Source organism: Runella sp., from assembly GCF_027484545.1.
In the GTDB taxonomy this organism is placed as follows: Bacteria; Bacteroidota; Bacteroidia; order Cytophagales; family Spirosomataceae; genus Runella.
The window spans coordinates 1-26,549 of record NZ_JAIXST010000268.1 but is presented as its reverse complement, the minus strand read 5'-3'; the positions used below and the strand labels follow the sequence as shown (position 1 = coordinate 26,549).

Annotated in this window: 25 protein-coding genes and 1 pseudogene; 14 read left to right on the top strand and 12 right to left on the bottom strand. The window is 41.1% G+C overall.

Features of this window, described 5'->3' with window-relative positions:
- Window positions 1-704 precede the first annotated feature (704 nt).
- Window positions 705-1,985, top strand: a complete 1,281-nt coding sequence (locus tag Q0081_RS24155) for a sterol desaturase family protein (protein WP_298359843.1) — start codon at window positions 705-707, stop codon at window positions 1,983-1,985.
- A gap of 17 nt (window positions 1,986-2,002) precedes the next feature.
- Here the strand turns inward: Q0081_RS24155 and Q0081_RS24150 are convergent.
- A pseudogene (locus Q0081_RS24150) lies at window positions 2,003-2,923 on the bottom strand (aldo/keto reductase).
- 102 nt (window positions 2,924-3,025) lie between these two features.
- Here Q0081_RS24150 and Q0081_RS24145 point away from each other — a divergent pair.
- On the top strand, window positions 3,026-3,730 hold the full coding sequence (locus Q0081_RS24145) for an SDR family NAD(P)-dependent oxidoreductase (RefSeq protein WP_298359841.1): 705 nt from the start codon (window positions 3,026-3,028) through the stop codon (window positions 3,728-3,730).
- A 163-nt stretch (window positions 3,731-3,893) separates the two neighbouring features.
- Here Q0081_RS24145 and Q0081_RS24140 read toward each other — a convergent pair whose 3' ends face one another.
- Window positions 3,894-5,270, bottom strand: coding sequence for a carboxypeptidase-like regulatory domain-containing protein (locus Q0081_RS24140; RefSeq protein WP_298359839.1), 1,377 nt, complete (start codon window positions 5,268-5,270; stop codon window positions 3,894-3,896).
- Window positions 5,263-5,847, bottom strand: coding sequence for an RNA polymerase sigma factor (locus Q0081_RS24135; RefSeq protein ID WP_298359837.1), 585 nt, complete (start codon window positions 5,845-5,847; stop codon window positions 5,263-5,265). Before Q0081_RS24135 ends, Q0081_RS24140 begins: the two co-directional genes overlap by 8 nt.
- A gap of 135 nt (window positions 5,848-5,982) precedes the next feature.
- On the opposite strand from Q0081_RS24135, the gene Q0081_RS24130 reads away from it, so the two are divergent.
- The 4 genes from Q0081_RS24130 (at window position 5,983) to Q0081_RS24115 (ending at window position 8,145) form a co-directional block, all read left to right on the top strand.
- A complete protein-coding gene (locus tag Q0081_RS24130) occupies window positions 5,983-6,369 on the top strand; it encodes a carboxypeptidase-like regulatory domain-containing protein (protein WP_298359836.1) in 387 nt (128 codons plus the stop codon).
- 332 nt (window positions 6,370-6,701) lie between these two features.
- Window positions 6,702-6,944, top strand: a complete 243-nt coding sequence (locus Q0081_RS24125; RefSeq protein ID WP_298359834.1) for a hypothetical protein — start codon at window positions 6,702-6,704, stop codon at window positions 6,942-6,944.
- A 216-nt stretch (window positions 6,945-7,160) separates the two neighbouring features.
- On the top strand, window positions 7,161-7,364 hold the full coding sequence (locus Q0081_RS24120) for a hypothetical protein (protein ID WP_298359832.1): 204 nt from the start codon (window positions 7,161-7,163) through the stop codon (window positions 7,362-7,364).
- Between the two features lie 544 nt (window positions 7,365-7,908).
- On the top strand, window positions 7,909-8,145 hold the full coding sequence (locus tag Q0081_RS24115; RefSeq protein ID WP_298359830.1) for a hypothetical protein: 237 nt from the start codon (window positions 7,909-7,911) through the stop codon (window positions 8,143-8,145).
- A gap of 156 nt (window positions 8,146-8,301) precedes the next feature.
- Here Q0081_RS24115 and Q0081_RS24110 read toward each other — a convergent pair whose 3' ends face one another.
- The gene (locus Q0081_RS24110; RefSeq protein ID WP_298359828.1) at window positions 8,302-8,760 is read right to left on the bottom strand and encodes a hypothetical protein; all 459 of its coding nucleotides are present in this window, start codon (window positions 8,758-8,760) and stop codon (window positions 8,302-8,304) included.
- Window positions 8,761-9,434: 674 nt separating this feature from the next.
- On the opposite strand from Q0081_RS24110, the gene Q0081_RS24105 reads away from it, so the two are divergent.
- From Q0081_RS24105 to Q0081_RS24075, 7 genes are all read left to right on the top strand, one after another.
- The gene (locus tag Q0081_RS24105; protein ID WP_298359826.1) at window positions 9,435-10,529 is read left to right on the top strand and encodes an AAA family ATPase; all 1,095 of its coding nucleotides are present in this window, start codon (window positions 9,435-9,437) and stop codon (window positions 10,527-10,529) included.
- Between the two features lie 2 nt (window positions 10,530-10,531).
- Entirely contained in the window at window positions 10,532-12,874 is a 2,343-nt protein-coding gene (locus Q0081_RS24100; RefSeq protein WP_298359824.1) for a S8 family peptidase, read from the top strand.
- Between the two features lie 275 nt (window positions 12,875-13,149).
- Window positions 13,150-13,887 carry a multiubiquitin domain-containing protein gene (locus tag Q0081_RS24095; protein ID WP_298359823.1) on the top strand — a complete coding sequence of 246 codons (738 nt, stop codon included), beginning with the start codon at window positions 13,150-13,152 and terminating at the stop codon, window positions 13,885-13,887.
- Entirely contained in the window at window positions 13,871-15,277 is a 1,407-nt protein-coding gene (locus tag Q0081_RS24090; protein WP_298359821.1) for a ThiF family adenylyltransferase, read from the top strand. The genes Q0081_RS24095 and Q0081_RS24090 overlap by 17 nt, the downstream gene beginning before the upstream one ends.
- Window positions 15,274-15,603 (top strand): DUF6527 family protein, encoded by a 330-nt coding sequence (locus Q0081_RS24085; RefSeq protein WP_298359819.1) that lies wholly within the window; start codon window positions 15,274-15,276, stop codon window positions 15,601-15,603. Before Q0081_RS24090 ends, Q0081_RS24085 begins: the two co-directional genes overlap by 4 nt.
- A 130-nt stretch (window positions 15,604-15,733) precedes the next feature.
- The gene (locus Q0081_RS24080) at window positions 15,734-17,671 is read left to right on the top strand and encodes a hypothetical protein (RefSeq protein WP_298359817.1); all 1,938 of its coding nucleotides are present in this window, start codon (window positions 15,734-15,736) and stop codon (window positions 17,669-17,671) included.
- Entirely contained in the window at window positions 17,650-19,362 is a 1,713-nt protein-coding gene (locus Q0081_RS24075; RefSeq protein WP_298359816.1) for a hypothetical protein, read from the top strand. The genes Q0081_RS24080 and Q0081_RS24075 overlap by 22 nt, the downstream gene beginning before the upstream one ends.
- A 173-nt stretch (window positions 19,363-19,535) precedes the next feature.
- On the opposite strand, the gene Q0081_RS24070 is transcribed toward Q0081_RS24075, so the two are convergent.
- The 5 genes from Q0081_RS24070 to Q0081_RS24050 all read right to left on the bottom strand — a co-directional run bounded on the left by Q0081_RS24070 (window position 19,536) and on the right by Q0081_RS24050 (window position 22,844).
- Window positions 19,536-19,919: a C2H2-type zinc finger protein gene (locus tag Q0081_RS24070; RefSeq protein WP_298359814.1), complete on the bottom strand. Its 384-nt coding sequence runs from the start codon at window positions 19,917-19,919 to the stop codon at window positions 19,536-19,538.
- A 6-nt stretch (window positions 19,920-19,925) separates the two neighbouring features.
- Window positions 19,926-20,552 (bottom strand): PD-(D/E)XK nuclease-like domain-containing protein, encoded by a 627-nt coding sequence (locus tag Q0081_RS24065; RefSeq protein ID WP_298359812.1) that lies wholly within the window; start codon window positions 20,550-20,552, stop codon window positions 19,926-19,928.
- Window positions 20,553-20,736: 184 nt separating this feature from the next.
- Window positions 20,737-21,573 carry a DUF932 domain-containing protein gene (locus tag Q0081_RS24060; RefSeq protein ID WP_298359811.1) on the bottom strand — a complete coding sequence of 279 codons (837 nt, stop codon included), beginning with the start codon at window positions 21,571-21,573 and terminating at the stop codon, window positions 20,737-20,739.
- A gap of 84 nt (window positions 21,574-21,657) precedes the next feature.
- A complete protein-coding gene (locus Q0081_RS24055) occupies window positions 21,658-22,371 on the bottom strand; it encodes a hypothetical protein (protein WP_298359807.1) in 714 nt (237 codons plus the stop codon).
- 86 nt (window positions 22,372-22,457) lie between these two features.
- Window positions 22,458-22,844, bottom strand: a complete 387-nt coding sequence (locus Q0081_RS24050; protein WP_298359805.1) for a hypothetical protein — start codon at window positions 22,842-22,844, stop codon at window positions 22,458-22,460.
- Between the two features lie 210 nt (window positions 22,845-23,054).
- Here Q0081_RS24050 and Q0081_RS24045 point away from each other — a divergent pair, with 210 nt between their 5' ends.
- Complete coding sequence (locus Q0081_RS24045; protein WP_298359802.1) at window positions 23,055-23,414, top strand: DUF2493 domain-containing protein; 360 nt, start codon at window positions 23,055-23,057, stop codon at window positions 23,412-23,414.
- A 537-nt stretch (window positions 23,415-23,951) separates the two neighbouring features.
- Here Q0081_RS24045 and Q0081_RS24040 read toward each other — a convergent pair.
- The 3 genes from Q0081_RS24040 to Q0081_RS24030 all read right to left on the bottom strand — a co-directional run bounded on the left by Q0081_RS24040 (window position 23,952) and on the right by Q0081_RS24030 (window position 26,378).
- Window positions 23,952-25,304: an ATP-binding protein gene (locus tag Q0081_RS24040; RefSeq protein ID WP_298359799.1), complete on the bottom strand. Its 1,353-nt coding sequence runs from the start codon at window positions 25,302-25,304 to the stop codon at window positions 23,952-23,954.
- A gap of 392 nt (window positions 25,305-25,696) precedes the next feature.
- Window positions 25,697-26,107 (bottom strand): hypothetical protein, encoded by a 411-nt coding sequence (locus Q0081_RS24035; RefSeq protein WP_298359796.1) that lies wholly within the window; start codon window positions 26,105-26,107, stop codon window positions 25,697-25,699.
- 76 nt (window positions 26,108-26,183) lie between these two features.
- Window positions 26,184-26,378: a hypothetical protein gene (locus tag Q0081_RS24030; protein ID WP_298359792.1), complete on the bottom strand. Its 195-nt coding sequence runs from the start codon at window positions 26,376-26,378 to the stop codon at window positions 26,184-26,186.
- Window positions 26,379-26,549: the final 171 nt, after the last annotated feature.

Genomic DNA, 26,549 nt, shown 5'->3' with positions numbered 1-26,549 from the left:
TGTTTTATGATTCGACACCACAAAACTATGGTTTATTATTCACAACAGTTGGCTCTTTCATCAGCAGTCACTAACAAGTAACGGCTGGATAATTGCACTTCAAATCTGAATCTGCGAGATAAAGACGGCAAAGCAGTTGAATATAAGCGTGAATGGACAATTGAAAATATCGACAATGATAGTTTTGAATATTGGCTTGACACAACCGTATATTTTCCATACGGAGCCTGTGGCTTAAAGCTATATGCAAAAGGAGATGTTACTTTCGAGTTCAATACAGACGATTGCGTAAACTATTTTGACTATATAACAAACCCAAATAGACAAGACACATTTTGGGGCTACCTAAAAGACAAATCATTAACGACAAACTCTTATAGCTATGAAGACCTTGATTTCAGAAAAACAAACCCCTTCTAAATCATTGATTAATAATACATTATCCCACTCTTTATATTGAGCTAATTTAATACTCTAAAACTTAATAGCCATTCCCTTCAAAGTTTCTCTATCGGGCTGCATGTCACAGTTATTGCCCATATCCACCAAGAGGGTTTCGGAATACGGCATTTGTTTATTGACTTCACGCCCCTTCTCACATATCAATCCATAAATAGCACAATCAATTACCGATAAAATCAAATTATTTTTACATTTGTAGTTACAAAATAGTATGCTTGCATAAGACCCGCTGAAATCACCCAATGGAAACCTACGGAAAAATTCTCCTGATTGCGATGCCCATCTTTTTGGGGTTAGTGCTACTTGAAAAATTATACGGTTGGGCCGTCAAAAAACAGCCTTTCCGCACCATGGACATGCTTTCGAGCATGAGTTCGGGCTATACCAATACAATTAAAGACGTGCTTGGTCTGAGTGTTTCTATTCTTACGTATGGCTATATGGTGGAGCATTGGGCGGTTTATACCATCAAATCTACCGTTTGGACGTACGTCGTCGCTTTTATCGCGCTAGATATTTCGGGCTATTGGGTACATCGCATGAGCCATGAAATCAACTTTTTTTGGAACAAACACGCCATTCACCACAGCAGCGAAGAGTTTGATTTGGCTTGTGCCCTTCGGCAGAGCATTTCTTCGTTTGTCAGCCTGTTCACCATTTTTCTGCTTCCGGCAGCGCTGTTAGGAGTTTCACCCACGGTCATTGCCATCGTTGCCCCTTTGCATCTTTTTGCCCAATTCTGGTATCACACCGTTTATATCGGTAAAATGGGCATTTTAGAATACATCATTGTGACGCCTTCGCACCACCGCGTTCATCATGCCATTAATCCCGAATACCTGGACAAAAACCACGGGCAGATTTTCATCATTTGGGACAAACTCTTCGGTACTTTTCAGGAAGAACTGCCCGACGTACCACCCGTCTATGGCATTACTCGCCCCGTACAAACGTGGAATCCAATCAAAATTAATTTTCAACACCTATGGCTGCTCATTCAGGATGCGTATCGTACCAATAGTTGGCGCGATAAAGCTCGGATTTGGTTTATGCCCACGGGTTGGCGTCCAGCCGATGTAGAGGCCAACTATCCGTTACATAAAATTGATGACCCCTACAACTTTCAAAAATACGCCACCAAAGCCTCTACTCTTTTTTTGGTATGGACGTGGATTCAGTTTTTGTTCACGTTTGCCCTCATCAATTATTACTTTTTGAACATCGGCAAAATCGGCGCTCCCAATATTTTTGTCTACGGAGGTTTTATCTTCCTGTCTGTTTTTGCCTATACCGAACTCATGGACCGCAATCCATACGCGTGGGTATGGGAAGGGGTTAAAAATGCGTTAGGGCTTTTTCTGATTTACCAAAACGATTGGTTTGGCATCAGTGCGTCGTTGCCTTGGGCTACGGTAGCACTTGGAAGTTATTTTGTTCTTTCTACCGTTGTGGTTGCGCTTTTTGTGCGCTTCGACATCCTGAAGAAAGCAGAAGAGCCTACCCAAGTCTTGGTCCATGGATAGGCTTTAAAGAGGATCTTTTATTCGTCCCAAAGGTTTTCCAAAGTATAATCACTGCCCGGCAAACACCAAAAATTTCCTTTGATGTAGCGATAATGCAGGTCCAAACCTTGCATAACTTCCATTTCCTGCGCACTTAATTCAATATCGGCAGCGGCTAAATTTTCTGTCAGTCGGTGAGCATGTACTGATTTGGGAATAACGGAAGTTCCCCGATTGACGGCCCAAGCCAACATGAGTTGAGCAGGTGTGCATTCTTTGGCAAGTGCCAGTTCCTGAATAGTTTGATTTTCCAAAAGTTTAGGTTCCCCTTCCACAATACGGTTGGCAGGTCTGTCTGCCGACCCCAACGGACAAAAGCCGGTCAGATAAATTCCTTTGGTTTGACAGAAATCAAGCATTCCCTGCTGTTGCAAAAACAGGTGCAGTTCCAACTGATTCACTTCGGGAACGACTCCCGTTTTTTCGATAATGTCCGTTATTTTCTTAGTACTGAAGTTGGAAACGCCGATGTGGCGGGCCAAGCCCATTTCTTTTAAATGAATCATTTCGGTCCACGTTTCCGAAAGAGGCACCTCCGTCAGGCTAAGCATTTCTTCTCCTTTTTGCGGAAACGAAACTCCGTGTTTCAGCGCTATCGGCCAGTGAATCAGGTATAAATCCAAATAATCCAATTGTAAATCGGCTAAACTCGTTTGGATAGAAGGCAAAACGTACTGCTTTTCGTGGCTGTTGTTTCAAAGTTTGGACGTAATCCAAAGCTCTTCTCTCTTCACAATTCGCTCTTTCAACGCATCCGCAAATGCCTGTCCAATTTCTTTTTCGTTGCCATAGAGTAAGGCACAGTCAAAATGCCGATAGCCGATTTCAAGGGCTGACCGAACTGCAGCGTACACTCCCCCTTCTGTTGATTTCCACGTACCCAAGCCAAGGGCAGGCATTTTATCTCCGTTCTCAAATTCTAAGTATTTCATCCTAAAGTTCAGTTATCTCAAAACCATCCATCTATACAATGAGTTAAAAAAAACAAACACAGTTTTCTAATGTCATTTCACAAAAAAAACATTTTAATTATTGGCGCAAGCTCAGGTATCGGACTGGCCATTGCCGAATCACTTCAAGCAGAAGGAGCTAATTTATTTACAGCTTCCCGTCGAATTCCGCAGGGAATCAAAAGCCACCACATTACGTGGGATGTAACCCAACCAATCACAGGAATTTTTGATACGTTACCCGATACATTACACGGAATTGTTTATACGCCCGGTACCATCAATCTGAAACCGTTTCAACGATTTTCATTGGATGATTTTCGAAATGATTTTGAAATCAACGTGTTAGGCGCAGTAGCAGCCATTCAGGCCAATTTGGGACGATTGCGCAAAGCTAACGGTGCTTCCATCCTATTGTTCAGCACGGTGGCCGTTCAAACAGGAATGGGTTTTCACGCGTCCATTGCCACAGCCAAAGGGGCGGTGGAAGGATTGACGCGTTCGCTGGCCGCCGAATTGGCCGCCGCCAAAATTCGCTGCAATGCCCTTGCTCCTTCCTTGACTGATACGCCTTTAGCAGGAATGTTACTCTCTACCGAAGAAAAACGGGACTCGTCCAATAAGCGCCATCCCATCGGACGCGTAGGAACGCCGCAAGATTTTACCGCCGCGGCAAAACTTCTTCTTTCAGACGAGGGAAGTTGGATTACAGGGCAAGTAATTGGAATAGACGGTGGAATGGGGCAATTAAAGTAGGCGGTTTTCTTATTTCAGCGTAAATTTATTGGTATACGATAGATTATTGCGGTGCGCTGCACCTTTTTGGCAGTGTTTCGAGTGAGCATTTTTCTACCAATATTACGCTGCGATGCAGCTTTGAAAATACAATTTTCTTTTCTCAACTTTCAGTTTTTGATTTTTACTCAAAACGAATCACTAAACGAACTTTCCCTACTTCCGGTTGCCCATTTTTTAAGGGAGGATTCCATGCGTCTCCACTTTTCACCATACGCATTGCTTCTTCAAAAAGCACCAGATTTGCTTTATTCTTATTTTCAAAGTCGCTCAACTCGCCCGAAGGATTTACCAAAAATTGCAGCACAACCCGCCCTTGTGGTGTCTGCGGATTCTGAGCTATAAACGCCGCTGCCAAAGTTTTAAGGTAATTTTCGTATGATTTTTGGCCATTTTTGGGGATTGCTTCACGGTTTGTTGGCTTGTTTTTACCGTAACCCGTTATTACAACTTCGCTCAATTCCCTATTGTCTTGCTGCAATAAAATGGGGGCAACCAAAGAATCTTTTACGGTCATTTGCACCGTTTGAAAACCGATAAAGGAGACGCTGATTTGATCATTTTTTTGCACATTGGACAATACAAACTTCCCTTCTACATCGGTAGTCGCGCCCTGCGAACGCCCCTGGGGAGTAAGCGTAACCCCAGGTAAAGGCTCCTTGGTAACGGCATCAAGTACTTTTCCCTTCAACACAAACACGTTCTCTTTTTTGGCCCGTCCTTGAGGTAAGGCAGCGACCGCCCCATTTATTACTTGGGTAGCCTGTTTAGTTTTAGTACTTACAAGGCGTACCGTGTCCAAATCCTGCGTAGACTGCACGGGTGCAGGAGCAGCTACCCTGCTTTGAATGAACATTTTAGGTTTAGCGGCCACTAATTGTTGCGCATCTTGCGTTTGGGCTGCTTCGGGAACAGTGGGAGGAACTACAATTTCGTTTTCCTTTTCTTCCAAAGCCAAGTTCGGTACGGGAGGTTCGGCTTGTTGAACCTTTTCAGCATCAGTACTTTCACGAATTTGAGACGCAGCCGAAGGTTTACTCAATGAAGGTTTCCGAGAGGCGGTCATTGGCGCATTAAGGCGCGGTGGCTGACTCACAATGGGCACGGGAGCTGATTCGGGTTTAAGCGCGGGCCTTTCTTTTTCAACCGCAATCGCAGAAGTGACGGAATCCGCCTCGGGCACTCCTTCTTTCTGAATCAGCCACCAACTCAAACCGACTGTAAGCACCACGGCCGCAGCGGACGCATAATAATAAGGAAGGAACTTTCTTTCGCTTTTTCTTACGCGTTGCCGAAGTCGCTGATTCAAGTCTTCCAATGCCGCATTTTCGTCGAGGTTTGCGGCTTTCAATGCTTGCAAGCCTTCGAGTGTATCGTCAATCTGCTGATTTTGAAGCGCTGCTTTCTCCAGTTGGTGTTGCTCCATGGGCGACAACGTCCCCGCCACATAACGGCGCAGCAAATCAGTAGAAGGGGGTGTATGTTTTTTGTTTTTAGCCATTTTGTTTACCCTCCATGCATAGTTTCAAATTTCGCTTCCCATTTTGGAGATAACTCTTGACTTTATTGATTGCAAAACCCGTTTGTTCCGCTATTTGTTGATAACACAATTGTTGAAAATAAAACAACTCTACGCTTCGACGTTGCTCTTGAGCAAGTATTTGAAGGCAATCGCCCAAATCAGAAAGTTGATTGTCCAATTCCCAATCTTCTTTTTCAGGCGGCTCTGCGACAAAGTTTTCGTAGGCTTCATTTTCAAAAATACCTTCATCGCCCACAGTCACCCGTTTTTGACGAAGTTGCATCAGGCAATAATTGCGAGCCACGCTGTGCAGCCAACTTTTAAAATTTTGGACTTCATGCGTCTTTAAATCGCTAATCAATTGCTCAAAAACCTGCATGACCGCATCTTTGGCTTCTTCGTCGTCGCGCAGATACTTAAAGCACACCGCAAAAACCATGTCCATGTGCCGCTCATACAACTCTCCCAAACTGGTCAAATCGCCCGTACGTCGGTATTCCGAAAGATATTCGGTATCTGTTAGGGTCGTTTTACGGCGAAACAGTTTTAGAAACAAGTGATTGTGCGTGTTTTAAGTTGTTCTTCAGGTAATAGATGCAGTGAATGTATTTTTTCCACAAAAAAATTTCAAAAATTTTATGGAATCTATAATGCCTTTGCATCCAATGGTTGAAACTAAATGATTACAACCATGAAAACAAAACTTTTTTGCTTGATTTTTAATGCATTGACGCTTTATGCCTGCGCTCAATCCACTCCCGTCACTGTCACTGGAACCGTTACCGAAAAAGGTACAAAAACACCGCTTCCGGGAATAAATATCCTAATCAAAAATACGAAGAAAGGCACTACTACCGATGCCAAAGGTCATTATTCCATCAAAGCTTACACCGAAGATAAACTCATTTTTTCGTTTGTAGGCTATCAAAATTTTGAACGAAAAATCGGCAGGGATTCGATTATAAATGTGTCGTTAAAAGTAGCAACCGAAGCATTGCAGGAATCAATTGTAGCAACAACGGTTTTTTCAAAAAAGGGTAAGTGTTTGATTGCAAGCGGGATAATGTATTTTCAATAAAATAGTAAGGTAAGTCTCACAATTTTGCAGTGACCAAACGACAAAATAGAGATGAAACAAACCCTTACTACGAATGAAATTATTGTACAAACGTCATGAATTATCATTGGTCTTAACGACGATGCTCTTAGCGATATTTCGTTCGGTAGAAACTTTAAATTTATCAGTGATTCATCGCCAGATGGTTCGCGAGCATGAGTTTTTAGTAAGTTCTTTGGGTCAGTAGTTTCCTACGCTCAATTCCGTCGAATTCTCAATGAGGTAGATTATGAATCCTACAATCGTATGAATGATGTATATTTTGGGGTTTGCCTTGTGGAATCATCAGGAGAATGGAAAGGAAAGAAGTAAAAGGAAACATAGACGGCCTGAGTGGGCAAAAACGAGGTGAGAACATCGTTAGGATGGTATCTTATGAAGATAAAGTAAGTCATATTATTGGTTTTTATAATGGTCATAAGGAGTCTGAGAAGAAAGTGGTTAGTCAATATTTTCAAAATCAAGAGCACTTGGATTATTCTTACAGTTTTGATGCTTTGCATACGAGTGTTACTCTCTTGGAAACCATCCATTAAAAATCGGGTATTTATTTGGCTCAAGTCAAAGCTAATTAGGCAGATTTGTTGAAAGAATGTATTCATCTGTGCCAACATTTGCCCTATGCAGACAAAGTAGAAAGTCTTAATAAGTCTCATGGTAGAGAAGAGCATCGAATCGGTTATTTCGTGCTAATGCACCTTAAAGCATTAGACCCTGTATGGCATAAGAGTAACATGCAAACACTTTTAGTGATGGAAAGAAAAGTAAGGCGTTCTAAAAATGCCCATTTTAGTCACGAAATAGCCTTTTTTGTATCTAATAAAGTACTCGAAAAAAACGTAGGGCTTGAATTGTTTTCCTCTGCCCGAGGCCATTGGAATGTCGAAGCAGACCGCGGCGGCGGACCGCAATTATGTCAGAGACGTAACTTGGGGAGAAGACAAAATCAAGTGTAAAGAAACTAATCGAATTAGGATGATTACTTCTGCTATCAATCATGTACTCAATAGGGTAAGAAAATTTGACATTAACAACAATATCAGAGCTTTTAGGGAGAACCTAATATTTAACAGAGACTTGGCTATAATATGTATATCAAATACTTAGGCTAAAATGAAAAAACCGTTTTTGAGCTTATTACAAACAAAAAGCCGCTAAATCATGCGATTTAACGGCCGTTTCGACGGTTCGATTTTGTGAGTATTTAGACTCTTCGTTGTCGGGATAGCGGGATTTGAACTATCTGTATAACTATCTGACAATCAAGACTCTATTAGCTATTAAAAACTCAGGTAACCGAATAAGTAACCGAGTTAAAATCATCAAATTTATTGATACTTATCACTTCACAAAAGCTATAACAAAGATAAAATTTATTGCTATTCAACTCACAAAACACACCAAATAAAATCAAATTTTATGGTGTTGAAGTAAAGTGATTGGATTAAAAATCCTCATTTACATTGCACAAACCTAAAGTCCGACGCAATTATTGAACGCATGGAAGACGATTTGACAGGAGAAGAAGTTTTGGCTATCTTTCGTCAAATTTCACCGCAAACCGAAGAAATTGTCATGAGTGCTTACGAAAGAACGGTCGAGGAAATCAATTTTGAAACTGTTAAAAACCTTATAAAAGAAGGGTTAGTAACTGATTTAGAGCGTCTTCGAAAAGCTCTTAAACTGTCTGAAAAGAAAATGGAGGAATTTTTGAAGCGGATTGAAACAGAGAAGTAACGTTGATTTTCAAGTTATATGCAAGTAAAAGAAGCTGCCTTTTTGAGGTGGCTTCTTTTGCTTTATTCAGAACCATCTTTTAGTGTTCAAGGGTTTCATTGAATGGCGAGTTAACATAGCAGTGGCTATAGAGGCAGTTATGACAAGTTGCTCGTCTTACTCAACCTCAATAGCGACTGCGACTTTTCGACGAATTTTTTCATAGTCTTTGTCTGCCAGTACTCCTCGGCTGGCTTCTAAAAAGCGTTGAAATTCCTTTGGGTCACCAGCTACCAATATCAAACGTCCGTTAGTTACACTTGGAACTTCGCCTTGTTCGTAGTTGCAATAGCAGTTGGCTTCCATTCCCAAAATTTCTGACATCTTAGCGGCGTTGATGCCATACTTTTCTCGAATCTTAGTGATTTGATTAGGAAACGGGATTGTGTATTTTTCTCGGTATTGATTGTAACATTGGCTAATATTCACTTCATCTAATTCGGTAGTTGTAAATTGTTCTTGGGTGTCTTCGCATAAAAAAAAATGATACTCGACCTCGAAATTTTCCTTACGGAACGTGAGGATTCTAATTTCCGTCTGAAGGCTCATTTCTTCATCGGTGAACGGGCTTTTCATTGTATTTTGGTTGTTTTTGCTTAGATAGAGTGGTTTGAACGTGTTTTAGAGAGCAAGTTATTCAGTTACGCACAAGTCAGGTCTATGTGATGTCTCCTCTTCCGACAAACTTACCCAAATTATTGTTTTCTTCACCTCATTGGGAAATGTTTGTAAAACGTAGCCGAATGGGTTATGGTATTTCGGTTATCCCTTCCCTTACCGTATTATTCAAATGGAACTTATGCCATTGCACTTTGATATTTTACTCAAAAATGATAGAAAACAGAATAATTGAGGTCGAATATGTAGAGTTTGACCAAGCCTCGAAGAATGATTTATTCTAACGGTAAATTTTAGAGAAGATTTATTTATTCCTACTGAAATGGTGTCTTTGGAGGTACAAAGGCCGCTTGGAGGCTGAACAGTAGCCAACTCATTGAAATCAGCCAAGCCACCGATAAAAAGGATAGTTAGCTTGCCAAAAAGCTAAAGAAATTATCATACAATATGGGTTTTTGTTGAATCAAATAAAATAGCATCGTTACAAAGGTGCACAATTTTGTTACGTTAATCTCTAAATCTGAACGAATTTTTACAAATAAATAACGAAATTGTAAATTTTTGTTACGAAAATTTGTTTTTTGCTACAGAATCCATTTGCTTTGTAACAGCAAACACTAAAACTGAAGCCTATGTACAGCGAAATCATTAAGATAATAGAGGGAGGTCTCAAAAAAGACCTTAAAAAGGTTCACAGTTATTCCAAGCTCCTTGCTGATAAGTTTAAGGAAGAAGGTGACGAAAAAATGGCGGCCCTTATTTTGAACCTCCTGAACCAAAAAATGACCAACTCGATCACACTTGATGAATTGATTTCTCAGGTACCCGTTGATCAGGATAGCCGAATGAATATTTTGGATGTTTACATTCCGGAGAGTAACCCTACCCCTTTGGTCTTATCATCAATAGTGCAAGGCAAAATAGAATCCTTTATTAACTCAATCAGTCATCGTCAAGAACTTTTAAAGCATGGTGTTATTTCTACCTCAACCTTACTATTATATGGTGCTCCCGGTGTCGGAAAAACCAGTATTGCAAAATATATTTCTGAGCAAACAGGCTTACCGTTAGTTGTAGCCAGATTAGATGCTATAGTCTCTTCTTTGCTGGGAAATACGGCAAAGAATATCAGAAAAATATTTGAATACGCTGATAGCAAACCCTGCATCTTATTTTTAGATGAATTTGACGCTATTGCTAAATCAAGGGATGATAAATTTGAATTAGGTGAGCTTAAGCGAGTGATTAATAGTCTATTACAAAATATTGACGCTTTCTCACAAAATAATATTTTGATTGCGGCCACTAATCATGCCGAACTGCTTGATAAGGCTATTTGGCGGAGATTCAATACGGTAATTGAAGTTGCAATACCCTCTCAGGAAGATACTGCCAGCCTTATCAAATTGTTTTTGAAAGGCTTTGATACAGATTTCTTAGATGATAAGAAAAAATTGGATAAGATAGCGGAATTAGTGTCAGGAAAGTCGCCTTCTGATATAAAAGCTATTCTGCATCGTGCAATCACCCAATCAATTATTGAAAAGGAAAAACTGATCACCTTCCAGGAAGTACTCATTGAGGTATATGACTTTGAACACCACAGCAAATATTCAGTTGATGAACTGGTTAAATATCTTGATGACAATGGCGTAGCCAAAACTCAGATTGCAGAGAAATTAGATATTTCTATTCGGCAGGTAAGAAACAAATTACACGAAAATTAGCAATGGCAAAGAAAAATCTTCCCGTCAAAATGGTCAGGAAGCGAGAGAATGACCAACTATCAAACGAAGGGCACGGTGGTAAAACGACACCGCCCAAATGGGTATTAAAAGGAGATGAACTCACCGGTCGAGCAGATGAATTCAGACAAGTCTTTCGCCAAGTGGGTTCTCGACTTCGTGAGAAAGTCAATCAGGAAGGTTTTCAGCCTGCCATTATTCGGGTAAAATTAATGTCTGAAGCTACTGCTAAAAATCATCGCAGAGAAATTTCCAAATTATTCAATGTGCAAAAGAAGTTGAATATTATTGGGTTGGTAGGAGAAGATGAATTGATTTTAAAAATCGATAGTCCGGAAGATTTGGAAGCCATTGAAAAGAGATTGAAGGACACTGCCAAATATGCAACAGCCTTATCAGCTATTGAAGAACCTGATTTGTTTAAACCCTCTATTGAAGTTGAGGAAATAAATGGATCTACCTTATTAAAGGTAAAACTTTTCCATTTGCATGAATATGAGCAAAATCAGGTGCTGATTCGGAGTTTCGAACGTTTTTGTGAAAATAACGGCATCAATTGCCGACGTCTCAACTATAGCAGAGAGCTTAATATATTTGAGGTAAGTGGGGTTACAAAGGACCAATTAGAGGATTTTGATTCGTTTGACGGCCTTTACTCCATTACTGAAATGCCTATGCTTTCATTAAGTTTAGATGAAATTGAAAGCACAGTTGAGGTAGAATTTCCTAAACCGATTGAGGGTACTGAATATACAGTTGTAGGAGTTTTGGATACAGGGATTGCGTCTCATGAGCATTTACAGCCTTGGAAACACCCTAAAAGACATACTAATTTCCCTGATGAAGATATTGATCCCCGTCACGGTTCGATGGTAACGGGAGTATTGCTTTTTGGGGATTATTTAGAAGAAGCCGAATATACCGGAACCAATGGATGCAAAGTGTTAGAGGCGGTAGTTTATCCTGCGACCACCTCCGGTTTTTCCGAGGAATTATTGATCAGAAACATTCGGGAAGCGATTCGGAAGCACCATGATACCGTAAAAATTTGGAATTTATCGTTGGGAACAAACCTACAGGCGGATATCCATGATTTTTCCGATTTCGCTCAGGCACTTGACAGTATTCAGGACGAATATGGCGTTTTGATTATCAAATCTGCAGGAAATTGTAAAAACTACCAACTTGGAAAACCCAAAAGCCGAATTTCTAAATCAGCAGACAGTGTGCGTTCGTTGGTGGTAGGTTCTATTGCACAGTCGAAAACCGAATCCGATTTAGCAGAAGCATTTTATCCATCCCCCTTCACTCGTATCGGTCCTGGGCCCGGTGGGATCATAAAGCCCGATATTGTCCATTTTGGAGGAAACACCGGCTTTATAAACCATAAAGAAAAAGTAAATGGCGTCAAAACAATTGGCGCCGACGGCAAAATTATGACGGCCGCAGGAACAAGCTTTGCTACTCCAAGGGTATCAGCCTTAGCTGCCGGTGTTTCAGCAAAAATTGGTGAGGAGTTTAATCCGTTATTGATCAAAGCGCTCATTATTCACAACTCGAAGCATCCTGAACTGGAAATGAGTATCGATGAAAAAATAAACCAGACAGGATACGGCCTGCCGCCTGCCATCGGTGGGTTGCTCTATAATGATGAGGATGAAATCACTCTTATTTTTCAAGATGTAATCACAAAAGGCGGCTATATCAAGATAATGGACTTCCCCTTCCCTGAAAGTCTAATTGACAATGGTTATTTCTACGGACAAATTTCAATTACTTTGGTTACCTCTCCCCTTTTAGACAGTGGTCAGGGCTCAGAATATTGCCAATCCAATGTAGATGTGCTTTTTGGAAGTTATGACGAGAAAAAACAGCGCGATTTATCGAAAAAGGGGATTAAAAACCCAGTTGGAGTAGAAGGTAATCAAAACTTACTCGTACAGAGTGTGTACAGCCAACGTCAGTTAAAGCAGGTTGATAATCCGTTCAACCGGGAACGTATCTTAATCAATCATGGAAAATTTCAACCAACTAAGAAATGGGTAATAAATTTGGAAGAGCTTACCGATGGAAATCGTGAAAAGTTTTTGTTAGCTCCCAAAAACTGGTTTTTAGAATTAAAAGCCTCATTTAGAGACAATACAGAATTGATCTATGACCAAAAACGTGAAGAAGTAAATCTTGAATTTGCTTTAATTATTACCATTCAGGACCCTAAAAAAAAGGGAAAGGTTTATAATGAAGTCACTCAACTACTCGAAAAGTACAACTTTATTCCTAATGAAATTCGTTTACGGGAAGAGGTAAAAATTCGTTTAAACGGCTAAAAAATGGTTCAACCTAACAAAGAAGGAGGTATAAGACGATAATAAATAAAAAAGCCCTTCGCTGTTGGCATCAGCAAAAGGGCTATGGAATGATTTGTGGGGACAAATACTTGGGCTGGTTTACCCAAGGAGCATTCCGCTTTGTATTTCGGATTCAAAGGTAAAGTGTTTTTGGTAAAATGCAATACCCTTCCGAAAAATGCCTGGTCGCTGAATTAGCTCCTATGCGTCTTAAAGAATGGGGTATAAACAATTGATTTTAAACACTTAATACAATGGATCCTATTATGGAAAATTTGTTGGAATTTGTAAATGTCCACGATTATGGTCGCCAAGGGCAAAAACCGCCAAAGGCAAAAAAATATCACATTCAGATTGACCGAACTGAATATGTTGTGCAAAAAGAGCACATAACAGGGAAAGAACTGCTGGTATTGGCAGGTAAAACTCCACCCGAACGGTTTCAATTGAATCAGCGCCTTCACAAGGGGAAAGTGGAAAAGATTGATTTAGATGAAGTAGTATGTCTGACGGCTCCGGGAATTGAAAAATTCATGACGGTTCCATTAGATCAAACCGAGGGAGAACTGCTGCGCAAGCAGTTCGCCTTAACCGAAGAGGATTTAGAATACCTTGAAACACTTGGGTTGCGCTGGGAAACGATCAATGATTCGAACGGTCAATGGATTTTAATTCATGATTTCCCGGTTATAGAGGGATATAATGTACCAACTACTACTGTTGCGGTTAAGCTGGAGTGCGGTTACCCGCGTACACAGTTAGACATGGCCTACTTTTTTCCTGCATTAATTCGTAAAGATGGGCAATCAATCGGAGCCATTGAAAATCAAGTGATTGATGGAAAAAACTTCCAAAGATGGTCGCGCCATCGAACCGGTGAAAACCCATGGCGAGAAGGTATAGATAATCTATCAACACACCTGTTACTGGTTAGTGTTTGGTTTTCGCAGGAATTTCAAAAACATCCCAAAATCAATGAGATATCAGCTTAGTATTTCGGGAGTCCATTTTGAGCAATTACAACAACACCTCTTTCCCGGCGACGGGAAGGAGGCTGTTGCCGTAGCATTATGCGGTAGATATAATTCAGGCGAATTAACCAAATTAATGGTCCACCAACTTGAATTGATACCACATAATGAATGTGAACGAGGCGGAGACTTTATTCATTGGAAAACCCAAAGAATTATTCCCTTGCTGGAAAAGGCAGGAAAATATGGAATGGGGATATTGAAGATACACAGCCATCCCAACGGTTATTATGACCGATTTTCTGAAGTAGATGATGAATCAGACGCCCTTTTGTTTCCTTCTGTATTTGGCTGGACAGAGGATAATGAACCTCACCTGAGTGCTATTATGCTTCCTGATGGGAAAATTATAAGTCGAGCATTCTTTGCCGATCATTCTTTTCAAATGGTAGATAAAGTTGTCATTGCAGGAGATGTCATTTCCATTTGGGAGCCATCTATTGACCCTATTTTAATAGATGATTTTGGTAAAAGAACGGCCCAGGCTTTTGGAGAAGGGACGTATAATATATTGCGTAATTTAACGATTGGCGTTGTAGGCTGTTCAGGTACAGGAAGCATTGTAGTCGAACAATTAGCCCGGTACGGGATTAAAAAGTTAATCTTGGTGGATAATGATACCGTTGAATTCAAAAACCTCAACCGGATTATAAATGCCACTTCATCTGACGCCCAAAATAATCGTTTAAAAGTAGATGTCTTGGCACAAGCAATTGACGAAATGGGTTTAGGCACAAGCATAGAACCATACCCCTACAATTTGTACGACAGTAATGAAACACTGTTAAAATTAGCAGGCTGTGATGTTGTGTTCGGGTGTATGGACAGTGTGGATGGTCGTCATGTTCTTAATCAACTTGCAACCTTTTTTCTGCTACCTTATATTGATGTGGGTGTCCGATTGGTTTCTGATGGCAAAGGCAACATAAGTTCAATCATTGGATCGGTTAATTATCTTCAACCGGGAAAATCTTCACTTTTGAGTCGCGGCCTATATGATCTTGAAGATTTAAAATCAGCAGGGGCATACCGAAAGAATCCTTTAGAATTTTCGGAACTGGTCAAACACGCCTATTTTAAGGATGTGGCCGTTAATAGGCCGGCAGTAATCAGCGTAAATATGGGATATGCAAGTTTAGCGGTGAATGAGCTTTTGAACCGTCTTCATCCTTATCGTGGGGACACTCCTAAGCACTATGCTCAAGTTATGATGAATCTCTCGGAAATGTATTTACAAAACTTTCCCGAGACTGATTTTAAAGTAGATCATTTCCTGGGCAAAGACGTGGGGAAAGGTTCTTCAACAAGCGTATTTTTGAACTTGCCTGAATTATCAGCTACTAATCAATGAAAAAGATTTGGTCTTTTTTCAAAACCATCTGGGATACGTTTTTAAAGAGGTCATCACAGGTTGTTTACTGTGATGACCTTCCGGAGAAAACCAAAGCTCATACTTTTTATATTGTCGGGCTCAAAAATCTTCCATGGCTGTTAGCTTTTGAGTGTCCTTGTGGGTGTGGAGAATTGATTCAGTTAAATTTGCTAAGAGAAAGTCGCCCGCAATGGTCTATTAAACTGAATAAATCAAAATCTATTACTGTTTATCCTTCAGTTTGGAGAAAAGTAGGGTGTAAAAGTCATTTTTGGATTCAGGAAAGTAAGATAAAATGGGTTTGATATAGCTAATAAATAGTTAGTGTCGTTACCCAAAAATGGGTATCACTGCTATATCAGCATTATTTACACTTGCTAACCGGAAATAATCTTTTATGGGAAACGGGGCTTGCTCACCATGAATCACAGCACAATGACCATCTACCAACAACTTGCCGAAATTATAGTATTGGAGAAGACGGATAGGCTTCCCGTTAATTACTATGGTAATAACCTCGAACTGTTAGCTGAAACTACGCAGGATATGAGTATTGCCGGAGTTTGGCATGCAAGGATCCTGCCTTCGCCAAACTTACTCTCTGCCTTATCGGAGCAATTAGCGCAAAAACTATCTCCCCAATGGACATCTGACTGGGTGACTGTTTATGAATTTATAGAATCCATTGAACAATTCTTCAAAAGAGGTCAAATCTCTTATTTTCTTGGTAAAGAACTTATACCATACATCCTAAAGGAAGAAAGGCTTAAACAATTAACCGATTTTCATCATGTGTTGGAAAGGTTCGGGCAAGATGAAACGCAAAAAGCCTTTACTGAAGGACTAACTAAGATTTTCTTTGAACTTCCTTTGAAAAATGAGGAAAGAGAAGCTCTGCTTGCTCCCTACATATCAGATATGAAGCAACGGTTTTGGTGGCAGGGCATAGCGGAACAAGCCGGCAACTATCCCGCGAAAGCACAATCTTTTATTGATTACCTTACTAAAACAGAAGGGGAAGATCAAAATGAATTGATCAGATGTTTATTATGCGGAATATGCAGCACTTCGGCCCAAGACCATTTTGAATGGATAAAATTATTGTTTGAAAGATATATGCCGGAGGTAGTTTATGCTCTTTCCTGTACTAAAAACCAAGACGAAGATTTTATTCTGTCAGTTGTTGATTTTTTGGAGTCGGTCACTGCGAATCAGGTAGAATGTGAGCGTCAAATGGCTCAGCTATATGCCAATTTTATTTCTAACTTCCCTGAATATACCAACACTTTTAAGCGTTGCGAAGCAGGCTTACTAAAACTGGCTGAGAATCTAAATCCGATAGTTTTGGATGCTTTATTGGAACAACTTTATTTTTTGGACAACCAAAGTGAGCTAAAACACCAATGTCTGGTTTGTATTTTAGAAAACCCGCACCACCGTAAAGAATACTATCAGCGCATTTTGCATGAGGCTAATTTCTTTGACAAAGTATTAGCTTCTCAGTTTGACAACAGTCATTATTACTGGGCATTTTTAAAAAAGTTTGCGGTTACAATTGATCCTTTTTTCAATGATAAGTGCTTCGAACAGTCATTAGATACCCACATTTCTAATGACAGGAAACTTGTCGAAAAGTTTATTGTTGAATGCCTGACAGAAATGAGCGGTAAGATACGGTATTTGGGGAATATTATTTTAAACAAAGCTTTGGAGGTATTTCCACATTTACAGTTATATGAGGAAGGAGGGGAATTGTCGTCTACCCAAGAACTGATTTTGATTCTTTCTATTCAAAAATTTTATCAGGTGCAATTTATTGAACGTTTTAGGTTAGTTATGCCTCTGTTTAAAAGTAAACATGGAAATACCCTAAGATTACTTTTGAAGTTTATACAGCAGTCCTTTGATAGCCATGCCGGATTGCTTGAAATTATTAAAGAAGAGCTAAATGGAGATGAAGATTGGCAAAAACAACTGATCAGCATATTGGAACAGCAGGAACTATTCTTCAAAGAAACACAGGAAAAGAAATTTTCTTTGAAGGAATTGTCGCCTTTATATACTCAGGCTAAATGGTTCAATATTCATCAAATTAAGTACCAAAAACGAATGAGTGATTTACTTCAGAAATCTATGGAAGAAGAGTCGGCGATTTTTGCTTTAGCGCAGCATGTAGCTATTGTAAAAGGAAGCGGCTGGACAATAGAAGGACAAGAAGATATCAGTCTATTGAACCGTTATCAACATTCTGTGACAGTTCCTGCGAGTTTATACCAAGCTCCTGAAACAGATCAGATTCAATTATATATGTATTTTACAACAAATTGGGAAAATGAAAACGAATGCCAAAAATGGTTGAAAAAGTATTTGTAAGGGAATATCTGGAAAGCCTTAAGGAAGATGCTGAACTGGATTACATTTTTGTTTTTCTACTGGAAGCAATGGGGTTCAAGATTGTAAGAACTACAAAAGGTTCACGGGGCCAATCTCAGTATGGTAAAGATATTGTGGCAGTTAAAAATGACGAAAAAGGCATTACTCATAGATGGTTTTTTGAGCTCAAAGGCTATGATGACCGTGACATTGACCAACGAACCTATATGAAGCCCGATGGCATTAGAGATTCTTTAATCGAAGCCAAAGACGCCGATTTTACCTATAATGGGATTCCCAATTTTAATCAGCTACCTAAAAAGGTGGTTCTCGTTCATAATGGAATTATTAAAACAAACATTGAAAAAACATTTAATGGTTTCATAGAGCAAAATTTCGGTGAAGAAGAATTTGAGCGTTGGGATATTTATCGCTTAACCGACCTGTTTGGCCAATATCTTTTTGGCGAATATCTGCTGACGGACCAAGACAATATAAAGCTGCTTAAGAGAACACTCATTTTTTTAACAGAGCCGGAATATGAGTTTAATGATCTGCATATTTTGATTCATAGGGTTATTAATCGATATAAGCAAAAACCTAACCAAAGGGAATTGGTTAAGCTACTGGCAACGTCGAATTTATTAGCGGTGTTAATATGGCACTATAGCAAAGAAACCAATAATTTACATCCTGCAAAATACGCTATTTACCTCTTAGTTCTTCAAACCTGGTCTTTTATACTGTCAGAAAAAGCTCAAAAAAAGAAAAAGTACCTTGAAGCTTTTAACAAATTATTGGACAATCAATTACGTTTTCTTAATGAATATTTTCAGAAAACATTACCTGTCGCACGTACCTCGAAAGGACTTTTTACAACTGTTGGCTTTTCCTTTGAACCGATTGGGTATCGGCTTAGGGCTTTTCAGTATCTTGATGATTTGATTTATTTCTTTTCAATGTCAAATGCATCTTTACATGATTTAAATGAACTTAGAGTCTATGAAAACAGGCAAAAAGAAGAAATAAAGTTATTGGTTGAAAACAATTGGGAGGCGCTTACCTGTCCTATTATGGATAATCAGCTTATTCCGATTGTTCATCTTTTTTCTTTTTTTTCTGCATGTCAGGAAATATCAGACTATGATGGACAGTTTCTAATGCGCTATTTAGTTAAATGTTTAGATCAAATTTGTATTAGGCATAAAACAAAAAATGTTCTCCCATTGCTCGGCACTGAAATTGAGCCGTTAATTAATCTGGAAATCAACGGAGAACGACCATCTGATTACTCTGATGGGTCATCTCTACTCATCAATGTATTACTTGAATTGACAGCCATTTTTAATCTGGAGTGGTTATATGTACATTGTCGAGAAGTATTCAAAGATTTAGTAAACCTTCAAGTACTGTATCCTTTAGCCGACTTAGAACAATTAGAAATAAGTTTGTTTTCTAAGTCATTGGATCATGAGTACTACGCCGAAACTTCAATTTTATTACCGGTTAGCTTTGAGGATTTTAAGGTCAAAACGAGAAATAAAGATAGAAATCCGGTAGTTCTCAAGACGAACGATACCGGTTATGGCTTTTTGAAGATTTTAGCACAGTCATTTTATCGAAGTGAACCTTTTCCTTTTGAATGGAGGCAGCTTTTTGATAGAATTAATGTCCAAATAATTAACCATTGATTTTTATCTAAAAAATGTGCGGCTGGCAAAACAGGCTCTCTGACGCTGAAAGGTAGAATGTGCGTTGGGCAGTGTTCAGCGGCAGTGTGCCTGTGCGGGAGCGATGGGGCGGCTGAACCAACTGACAAACGGAGTGAGGAATTGGTGAAGCGGCTCCATCGCGCCGGTTGCACTCAGGCATTGATGGGTTGGTATTTAGTACTATGCCGTTTCATGTGTCCGCTTAGAGCCTTGGGAGAATCTGTCGTAAAATCACAGTAAGGGCATTCATACGATTTTGATTTTTTCGCATTTATGGTCGCTTTTACGCGTGGACTTTGCAAAAGCACCGCTGCTTTTGCTTTCGTTTCTGCTTTTACGGTCGCTTTTAGTTCGTTTTTTACTTTTGAGTTGCTTTTTTCAGGTGCTTCTTCTAACAGAAACTCAATTAGGTCTTTGCCACAAGCGTTGGCAAAAAGTACCATTCGAGTCATTTTCAAGTTTCGTAAAGAGGGGCTTTCAGTTTGCCAGTATTCCGTCCGTAAACGGAATAACTGGCGTAGGTAGGTCTCGTACATCGTTTGTTAGGCAGCCATTGGTAAACCCCAAGAGATAGGAACGTAATCGTATTCTCTCCATTTGCGAAGCAGGGCTTGGTATTTCTTGCGACCTGCGGCAATAAAATCATGGTCAGCCTCAAAGAAGTACAACCCATGCGGTGCTTTTTTTGCAATGCCGATGAATATAAACCGTTTGGCTTTTACTGAATCCAAATAAAAAGCTGCCTGTCGGTCATAGTCGTAATCCAGACATGATTTCATAAATCGCTCGTAACTGGTTTGACTGGTGGTTTTTAAGTCCACAATCAAGCGGTTTTGAAAGTTGAGGTCGAGTTTGGTTTTGCAAGGGAGTTCTGTTTTAGAGTCGGTAAATAAGTGAACTTGTTCTTTAGAGGCAAATTGCAGGATCCATTGGCAAAATTTGTCAGCTCGGACTTGTTGGCTAAGGTGTTGTACTAAGTCTATATCCACGTGTGCTGGGGCTTGAGTACGTTTTTTGGGTTCTAAAATCATTTCGTGTAAAGCGGTTCCGAAATCGAAGGCTTTTTGGGGTTTGAAGTTGGAACGGCCAAAAAGATGGTTTTTAAATTCTGTTAGGTCGCTGTTGGAGATGGCGGGGATTTGGCGGTAATTGGTAGTAATGATTGGCATATCGGCTTAAAATTTAGTTCTTGGGAGTTTAATGTCGCTCTTTGGGCGTCCCCGCCGCTGGGCCTCGCCTTTACATTCGACACTTCGGCCTTTCGGGTTGCTGGCGCAACTTTTCCGACATTCCTGATGTGTCAAATGTAAAAGCTGGAAATGAAGGGCTGGCGCCTATTTGGGTTTAAGGCGTTTACAGATACGATCCGCAGAACTGAAAAGCGTCTTGGTTGATGCGGGCGAGTGTACCTAATGCATTGCCGAAAGTAGTTTCTTTGGCTTTTTTGACGTGGGTCGTGTAGTGGGTGATACCGTTGAACAATCCGAAAAGATTATCCCCTAAAGCCAAACATTCTTTGTCAATTGACTTCCACATATCATTGACAATGTTGAGCTTTCTTGTGGACATTTCAGCTGTTCCCAAACGCTCTTCCTCGCTCATACGTGCCAATCGCTGTACCAGTGCCTCTGACAAACTCGCATCAATCTTTATTTCTGACATGCGCTGCATCTGATTGAAAAGGGATTTACGCTCTTTTTGATATGTTTCAAAGTAGCGCAATAACTGGTCAATCTTACTGTCGTGGTTTTTTGTATGACTGACCTGCAACTGTCGGAACATCTTACTAAAGCGATTACTGCAGCGAATCATTTTATTGGAATTACCAATAAAAAAGCCCGTGCTGCTGTCGTGACTGTTACCAATGAGCATAAAGTCTTGGAAATCGTAACCCTGTACTTTTATCGGTTCGTTACACTCCAAAAACGCCAATACTTTTTTTCCTCCTTCAAATTCGTCGTGGCATTTAACGGGGAATCCAGTAATGGTACTCATGTGGTCTACAACTTCCAAAAATCGTTCATTTTTAGTGGGGGTGTAACTGGATTTGGTGACATTGAGCAAACCGCCGTTATCACTCCGAAAAAGGGCTTTGTAGCCGTGTACGGGCTGATTATTGGAAAAAATGGGTTTCTCAACAATGTCCCACGAGAGGGGGTTTTCTGTTTGGTTTTCTGCGAAATTTTGCATAGCTTTGTTCCTTAAATTTATATGAATTTTATTCGATAGAGGCGGGTCGCTTGACCTGCCTCTATTTTTTTTGATTATCTCAAATTAGACCGCGAGTGGCGCTTCGCCTTCGGAAAGTTGGAGTGCCGACTCTTCCCAAGGCAGATAAAAGGTATCCGATTTGACCAAATAAACCGCTGTGGCTGTCAGGGTATCGCGGCGATAAATGGGAAAATCCTGCGCAAATTCTCTTAACTCCTTTACTTTGTCAGGCTCGGCCGATTGGTAGGAAAACCGTCCGATGTACCACGTTTGCTTTTCCCCGTTTTTCTCCCGCTCCTTTTTCTCAGCTTTGACCGTCAGGATAATATCAGACAATTGAATATCATCATAACACAGGTCTTCGGACAATCGCCGCAGTTCTTCCAGAGTGCTGCCGTTGAACATAATACCTGCGGCCCGGTTGCGGTCATCAATAAAAAATACCTCTGCCCAGGTTTCTTTTCGACCTCTGGCAAAGAGGTTTTCTTCAAAAATGCGCCAGGCGATGGGTTGCAAACTGAACTCGCTGATGGGCTTGTTCTTGCTGTCTAAAAGAATTTGTTCGCCGTTCATGTTGAATTGTCCGTTTTGGCCATTGAAGCGGTACTGTTTGGGCGCACCGACGATGTATTTGTACTTAGGTTCGAGGGTAATTTCACCCGTTTCGGGGTTGATTTTTTCCGCCAAATAGGCAGGACGCGGCAAAACGACGGCAGAGACGAAAGATATTGCCTCAGAAGTACCTGCTGGAGCAGGGGTAATTGATTTGTTTGACATAAGAAAACAAGGAGGTTAGCCCCTTGCCCGAAATGAGCAAGGGAAGTGAAACAAAAGAGAAAATGAAAAATAGAACTACGAATGAATCAAAAGGGCTCGCCGTTTGCGATACCGTTGAGGGCTTGGGCTACCACGACATTTTTCTGAATTGAGCCATTGGGAGTAGGAGTAGTCAGAAACGCAGGTATATCGTCAACCGCAGCAGGAGTAGCAGGTACGGGGGCAGGGGGTGTTTGCAAACCTGCTTTCTGCGAAAAGGTCAGTTTGGCCTGCTCGAACTGTTCGGCAGTTACTTCCTTAACGGTCCAAATACCTGATTTGATGGCCAGCCAGCGGATGTCGAGGGGGTATTGCTCCATACAGATTTTGGAGGCAAAAAGGCAGATTTCGGTCACGGTGTTGCCTTGCACACTGAGGTAAACCTCCCCCGTTCCATTGTTGGAACGGAGGAAGAAAGAAGGAGAAAAAGACATAAAAGTGTAACGTTTTAAATTTATATGAATTAGTTCTCAAAAACTGCCTCTTACCGGCTGATTTGATACTATAAATATAGCGAATTTTTCAATAACCGCCAAATCTAAATCAAGGAAAAATACAAATATTTTCAATAAAAATAGCCTTTTGTATTTGAAAAAGACAATTATTTTAATTAACTTTAAGTAAAGAAATCAAGTAAAATCCGAATGAAAATCGCAATTATAGGCAGCCGAAACATCACTGACTACGACCTCAAACAAGCCCTCGAAGGACTAAGAGTAACGGAAGTTATCAGCGGCGGGGCTATGGGAGTGGATAGGCTGGCCGAAGAATTCGCCAAAAAACATAAATTACCCCTGATCATTTTTTCTGCCAACTGGAAAAAGTACGGGACAAAGGCGGGGCCGCTGCGCAACAAACAAATCGTCGAAGCCTGTGAACAATTGGTGGCGGTCTGGGACGGTAGCAGTAAGGGAACGGCCACAACTATACGCATGGCGCAACAGGTGGGCAAGCCCGTGAGAGTGGTAAAAGTAAATGACCCGAAGCAGGTAAGCCTTTTTTAGCCCCCTACCCGCGCCGGAGTGGCACACCACCCGCTCCAAAAAAAGAAGGGTACACTCCCCTATATAGCCCTAAATAATCCCAACCCCCAATCAACTAACGCCCGCAACCCGTGCCGCCCTGCCCCGCAGCAACCCAACCCAGAGGATATACAGCCGACGTTTTTGTAGGATGCAAGGCCGACCGTAGGGAGTTTATTATAGCCTTGTCAGCCTGCAAAAACGCCGGCTAACTTGGGTGATGCGCGGGGCGGCACACCTTAGTCAGGCCGCTCCGACGTGACGGGCGGACACTAACGCAGGAAATCCGATTTAGTGCGGTGGGCGCAGGGGAAAAAGTGGCTGGGGGAAGTGGAGATAGTGTGGCTGGCCCCTGCCGCTGTGCGAATGGAAGCGTTCGGTACGCCGGTGCGGCCGACTGAGCGACGAAGGAGCGAACGAAGGGCGGATCGCCGCACCGTTGGCTGTAACGATGGTTGGTGCGCAGGGATTTTGCTCGTGGTTTTAACGTGTAGTTGTGCGGGTTGGAATGATGGGTTTTTATTCAGGTCGAATAGACATCAACCACTCTATGTATTCTTCTAATTTACTCGCCAAATAATAGGGTAAGTTCAGTAAATAAAAAGTCTTTCCTTTGGGGGTTTTGAGTTCGTTGACAGTAATTCTACCGGCATACAGCCGAATTGCCCAAGGGTGTTTTACTTCGTCCATGAAATTGAGCAATGACCTCAGTCTGCCTGTTGCACCTGCTTTGATTTCAATAGGTATGACATAGTTATTTTTCAGAATAATGTAATCAATCTCAGCTTCGGCGTCTTTTTTCTCACGTGTCCAGAAATTCAACTCACTCATCACATTGTACTTAGAGGATAAAATTTCCTGTCCTACAAGATGCTCAATGACTTTCCCCTTATACACTTCGCTTAAATCATTGATTCGGAAATAATCGTTTTGGATTTTGGCACTATAATTCAGGAGTCCTGTATCCAACATTTGAAGTCGTGGTGATTTTTTTCTGTCATTAAAAATAGGGATTTCTGACGAGATAGTAGGATAAATCAATGATACCAAAAATGCCTTTTCCAACATCAGGAATGCTTCACCCACCTCTCTGCTTCGGTAGTTGGAGTGACCAAAATTTTGAAATTTGATTCTACTCCCCGCTTCGCCTCCCAAATTTCTAATGATGTGCCTAAGTACTTGGGTCATGGTCTGGTTTTTAGCATATTTGTCCACATCGTCCATGTATGAGTTTAGGATTTCTTCATAGATAGGGTTGAGTTGAACCAAATCGCTTTGATTCAAATAATGATCAACTACTTCGGGCATACCACCTATCCGAGCATATTCATGAAAAGTTTCGAGTAATGACTCAAATGCAAAGTCGTCTTGTGGAATTTTGTTGAACTGAGCAACTGCTTGCTCATTACCTTTAGCAATCAGAAACTCTTCAAATGAAATGGGGCGAATGACCATGTAGGAGACCCGTCCAACGGGGATGGTCACTTTTTCAGCCAAAATGGTTTCAAGCAATGAGCCTGCAGCGATGACGGCATACTGTGGATATTCTTCATAAAAATACCTAAGCAAGTTGATTGCTTCTGGGACTTGTTGAATTTCATCAATAAAAATGAGGGTATCCTGTTCGTGAATACTTTGATTAGTTCTAAAAAATAGCTCTTCGATGAGGTAGTTCATGGAACGAAACCCGCGAAAAATTTGCGCATCTGTGGGTTTTTCCAAGTTCAAAGAAATAAACTGCTTGAATTCTTTGGAAAATTCCGTCACGACAGTGGTTTTGCCCACTTGTCTCGCTCCTCTGACAATCAGCGGTTTACGTCTATTGCTTGTGCGCCATTTTTTAAGTTCTTCCAGTGCTTTTCGGTAAATCATTTATGCTCTTTTTCTTACAAAGATAGTCGTCAGGTATCATTTTTGTAACAAAGCGATACTATTATTTTTCATTATGTGTAACAAAGCGATACCATTTTGCGGTTTTTTGAATAACTTGAGTGATGCGCGGGGCGGCACACCTTAGTCAAGCCGCTCCGACGTCACGGGCGGACACTAACGCAGAAAATCCGATTTAGTGCGGTGTGCGCAGGGAAAAAAGTGGCTGGGGGAAGTGTAGATAGTGCGGCTGGCCCCTGCCGCTGTGCGAATGGAAGCGGTGGTGACTGAGCGACGGAGGAGCGAACGGAGCCACGGCTGGAATGGTGATGGCGTGTTGGCCATTTTGCTCGTTATATTCTGACCATGCTATTCTATTGGATAACGGATATTACTCACAAGTTACGAATTAGGGCGTTGGGGTGAGTTGGAAAGGCAGGCGGCTTTTTGACCGAACGGGACGGGAGGGCATGGAGCGGCCTGCGAGGGTTTGCAAAGACGCTGACCAACGGGAGAGGGTCTTTGCAAAATGGATTGCGAGTTGGCCAAATCACCATAAACGCACTTCCACGGGGGTATTTTTTCACTCCCGTGACCACTTTTGGCTTAGGGATACGGAGGGCTTGGTGCGAAACGGCGCTTGCATAGTGTAGCACGGAACCCCGTAGTAGCCCGACCGCTCGGCTGACTGAGGAGTGACGATAGGAACGACGAAGGAAGCGGTGCGGGAAGCCCCTGAAATAAATTACCGGTATCGGGATAGCCACTGAGGGCAAATCTCCTATATCTTTATATGTCGTCCGCATTTCTTAATTTTGTTCAGATCACCTGTTATAGGCATCATTAGTAAATAAAAAAGGGACTTACCAGTCCCCTGTCTATTTAACTGTTGCTAATGTTTACATCTCCGAATACTACAGTTGGGCTATTAATTTTGGCAATTATAGGATAGGCTTCGCCCGGACTGCCATCGGCAGTGGCTAAGTTGCCGTCAGCATCATAATATTCGACTGTCCATGATTGGGTGGCGTTTCCGAGGCGATAACTCACAAACGGATCGAAGTTTTCGTAGTCCACTGTTACAGTATTGGGTGCGGGTGATGTGCCACCAAACCATAACGCATTGAAACTGGTTCATCGTCACATTTGGTGAAAGTCGAGGTTTGGGTTGTAATTTTGAAGAATGGACTCTGCCTTCCTTTTGCCTTCCGAGCTCGACTTAGAACTACTTGATTACGAACTTTACCC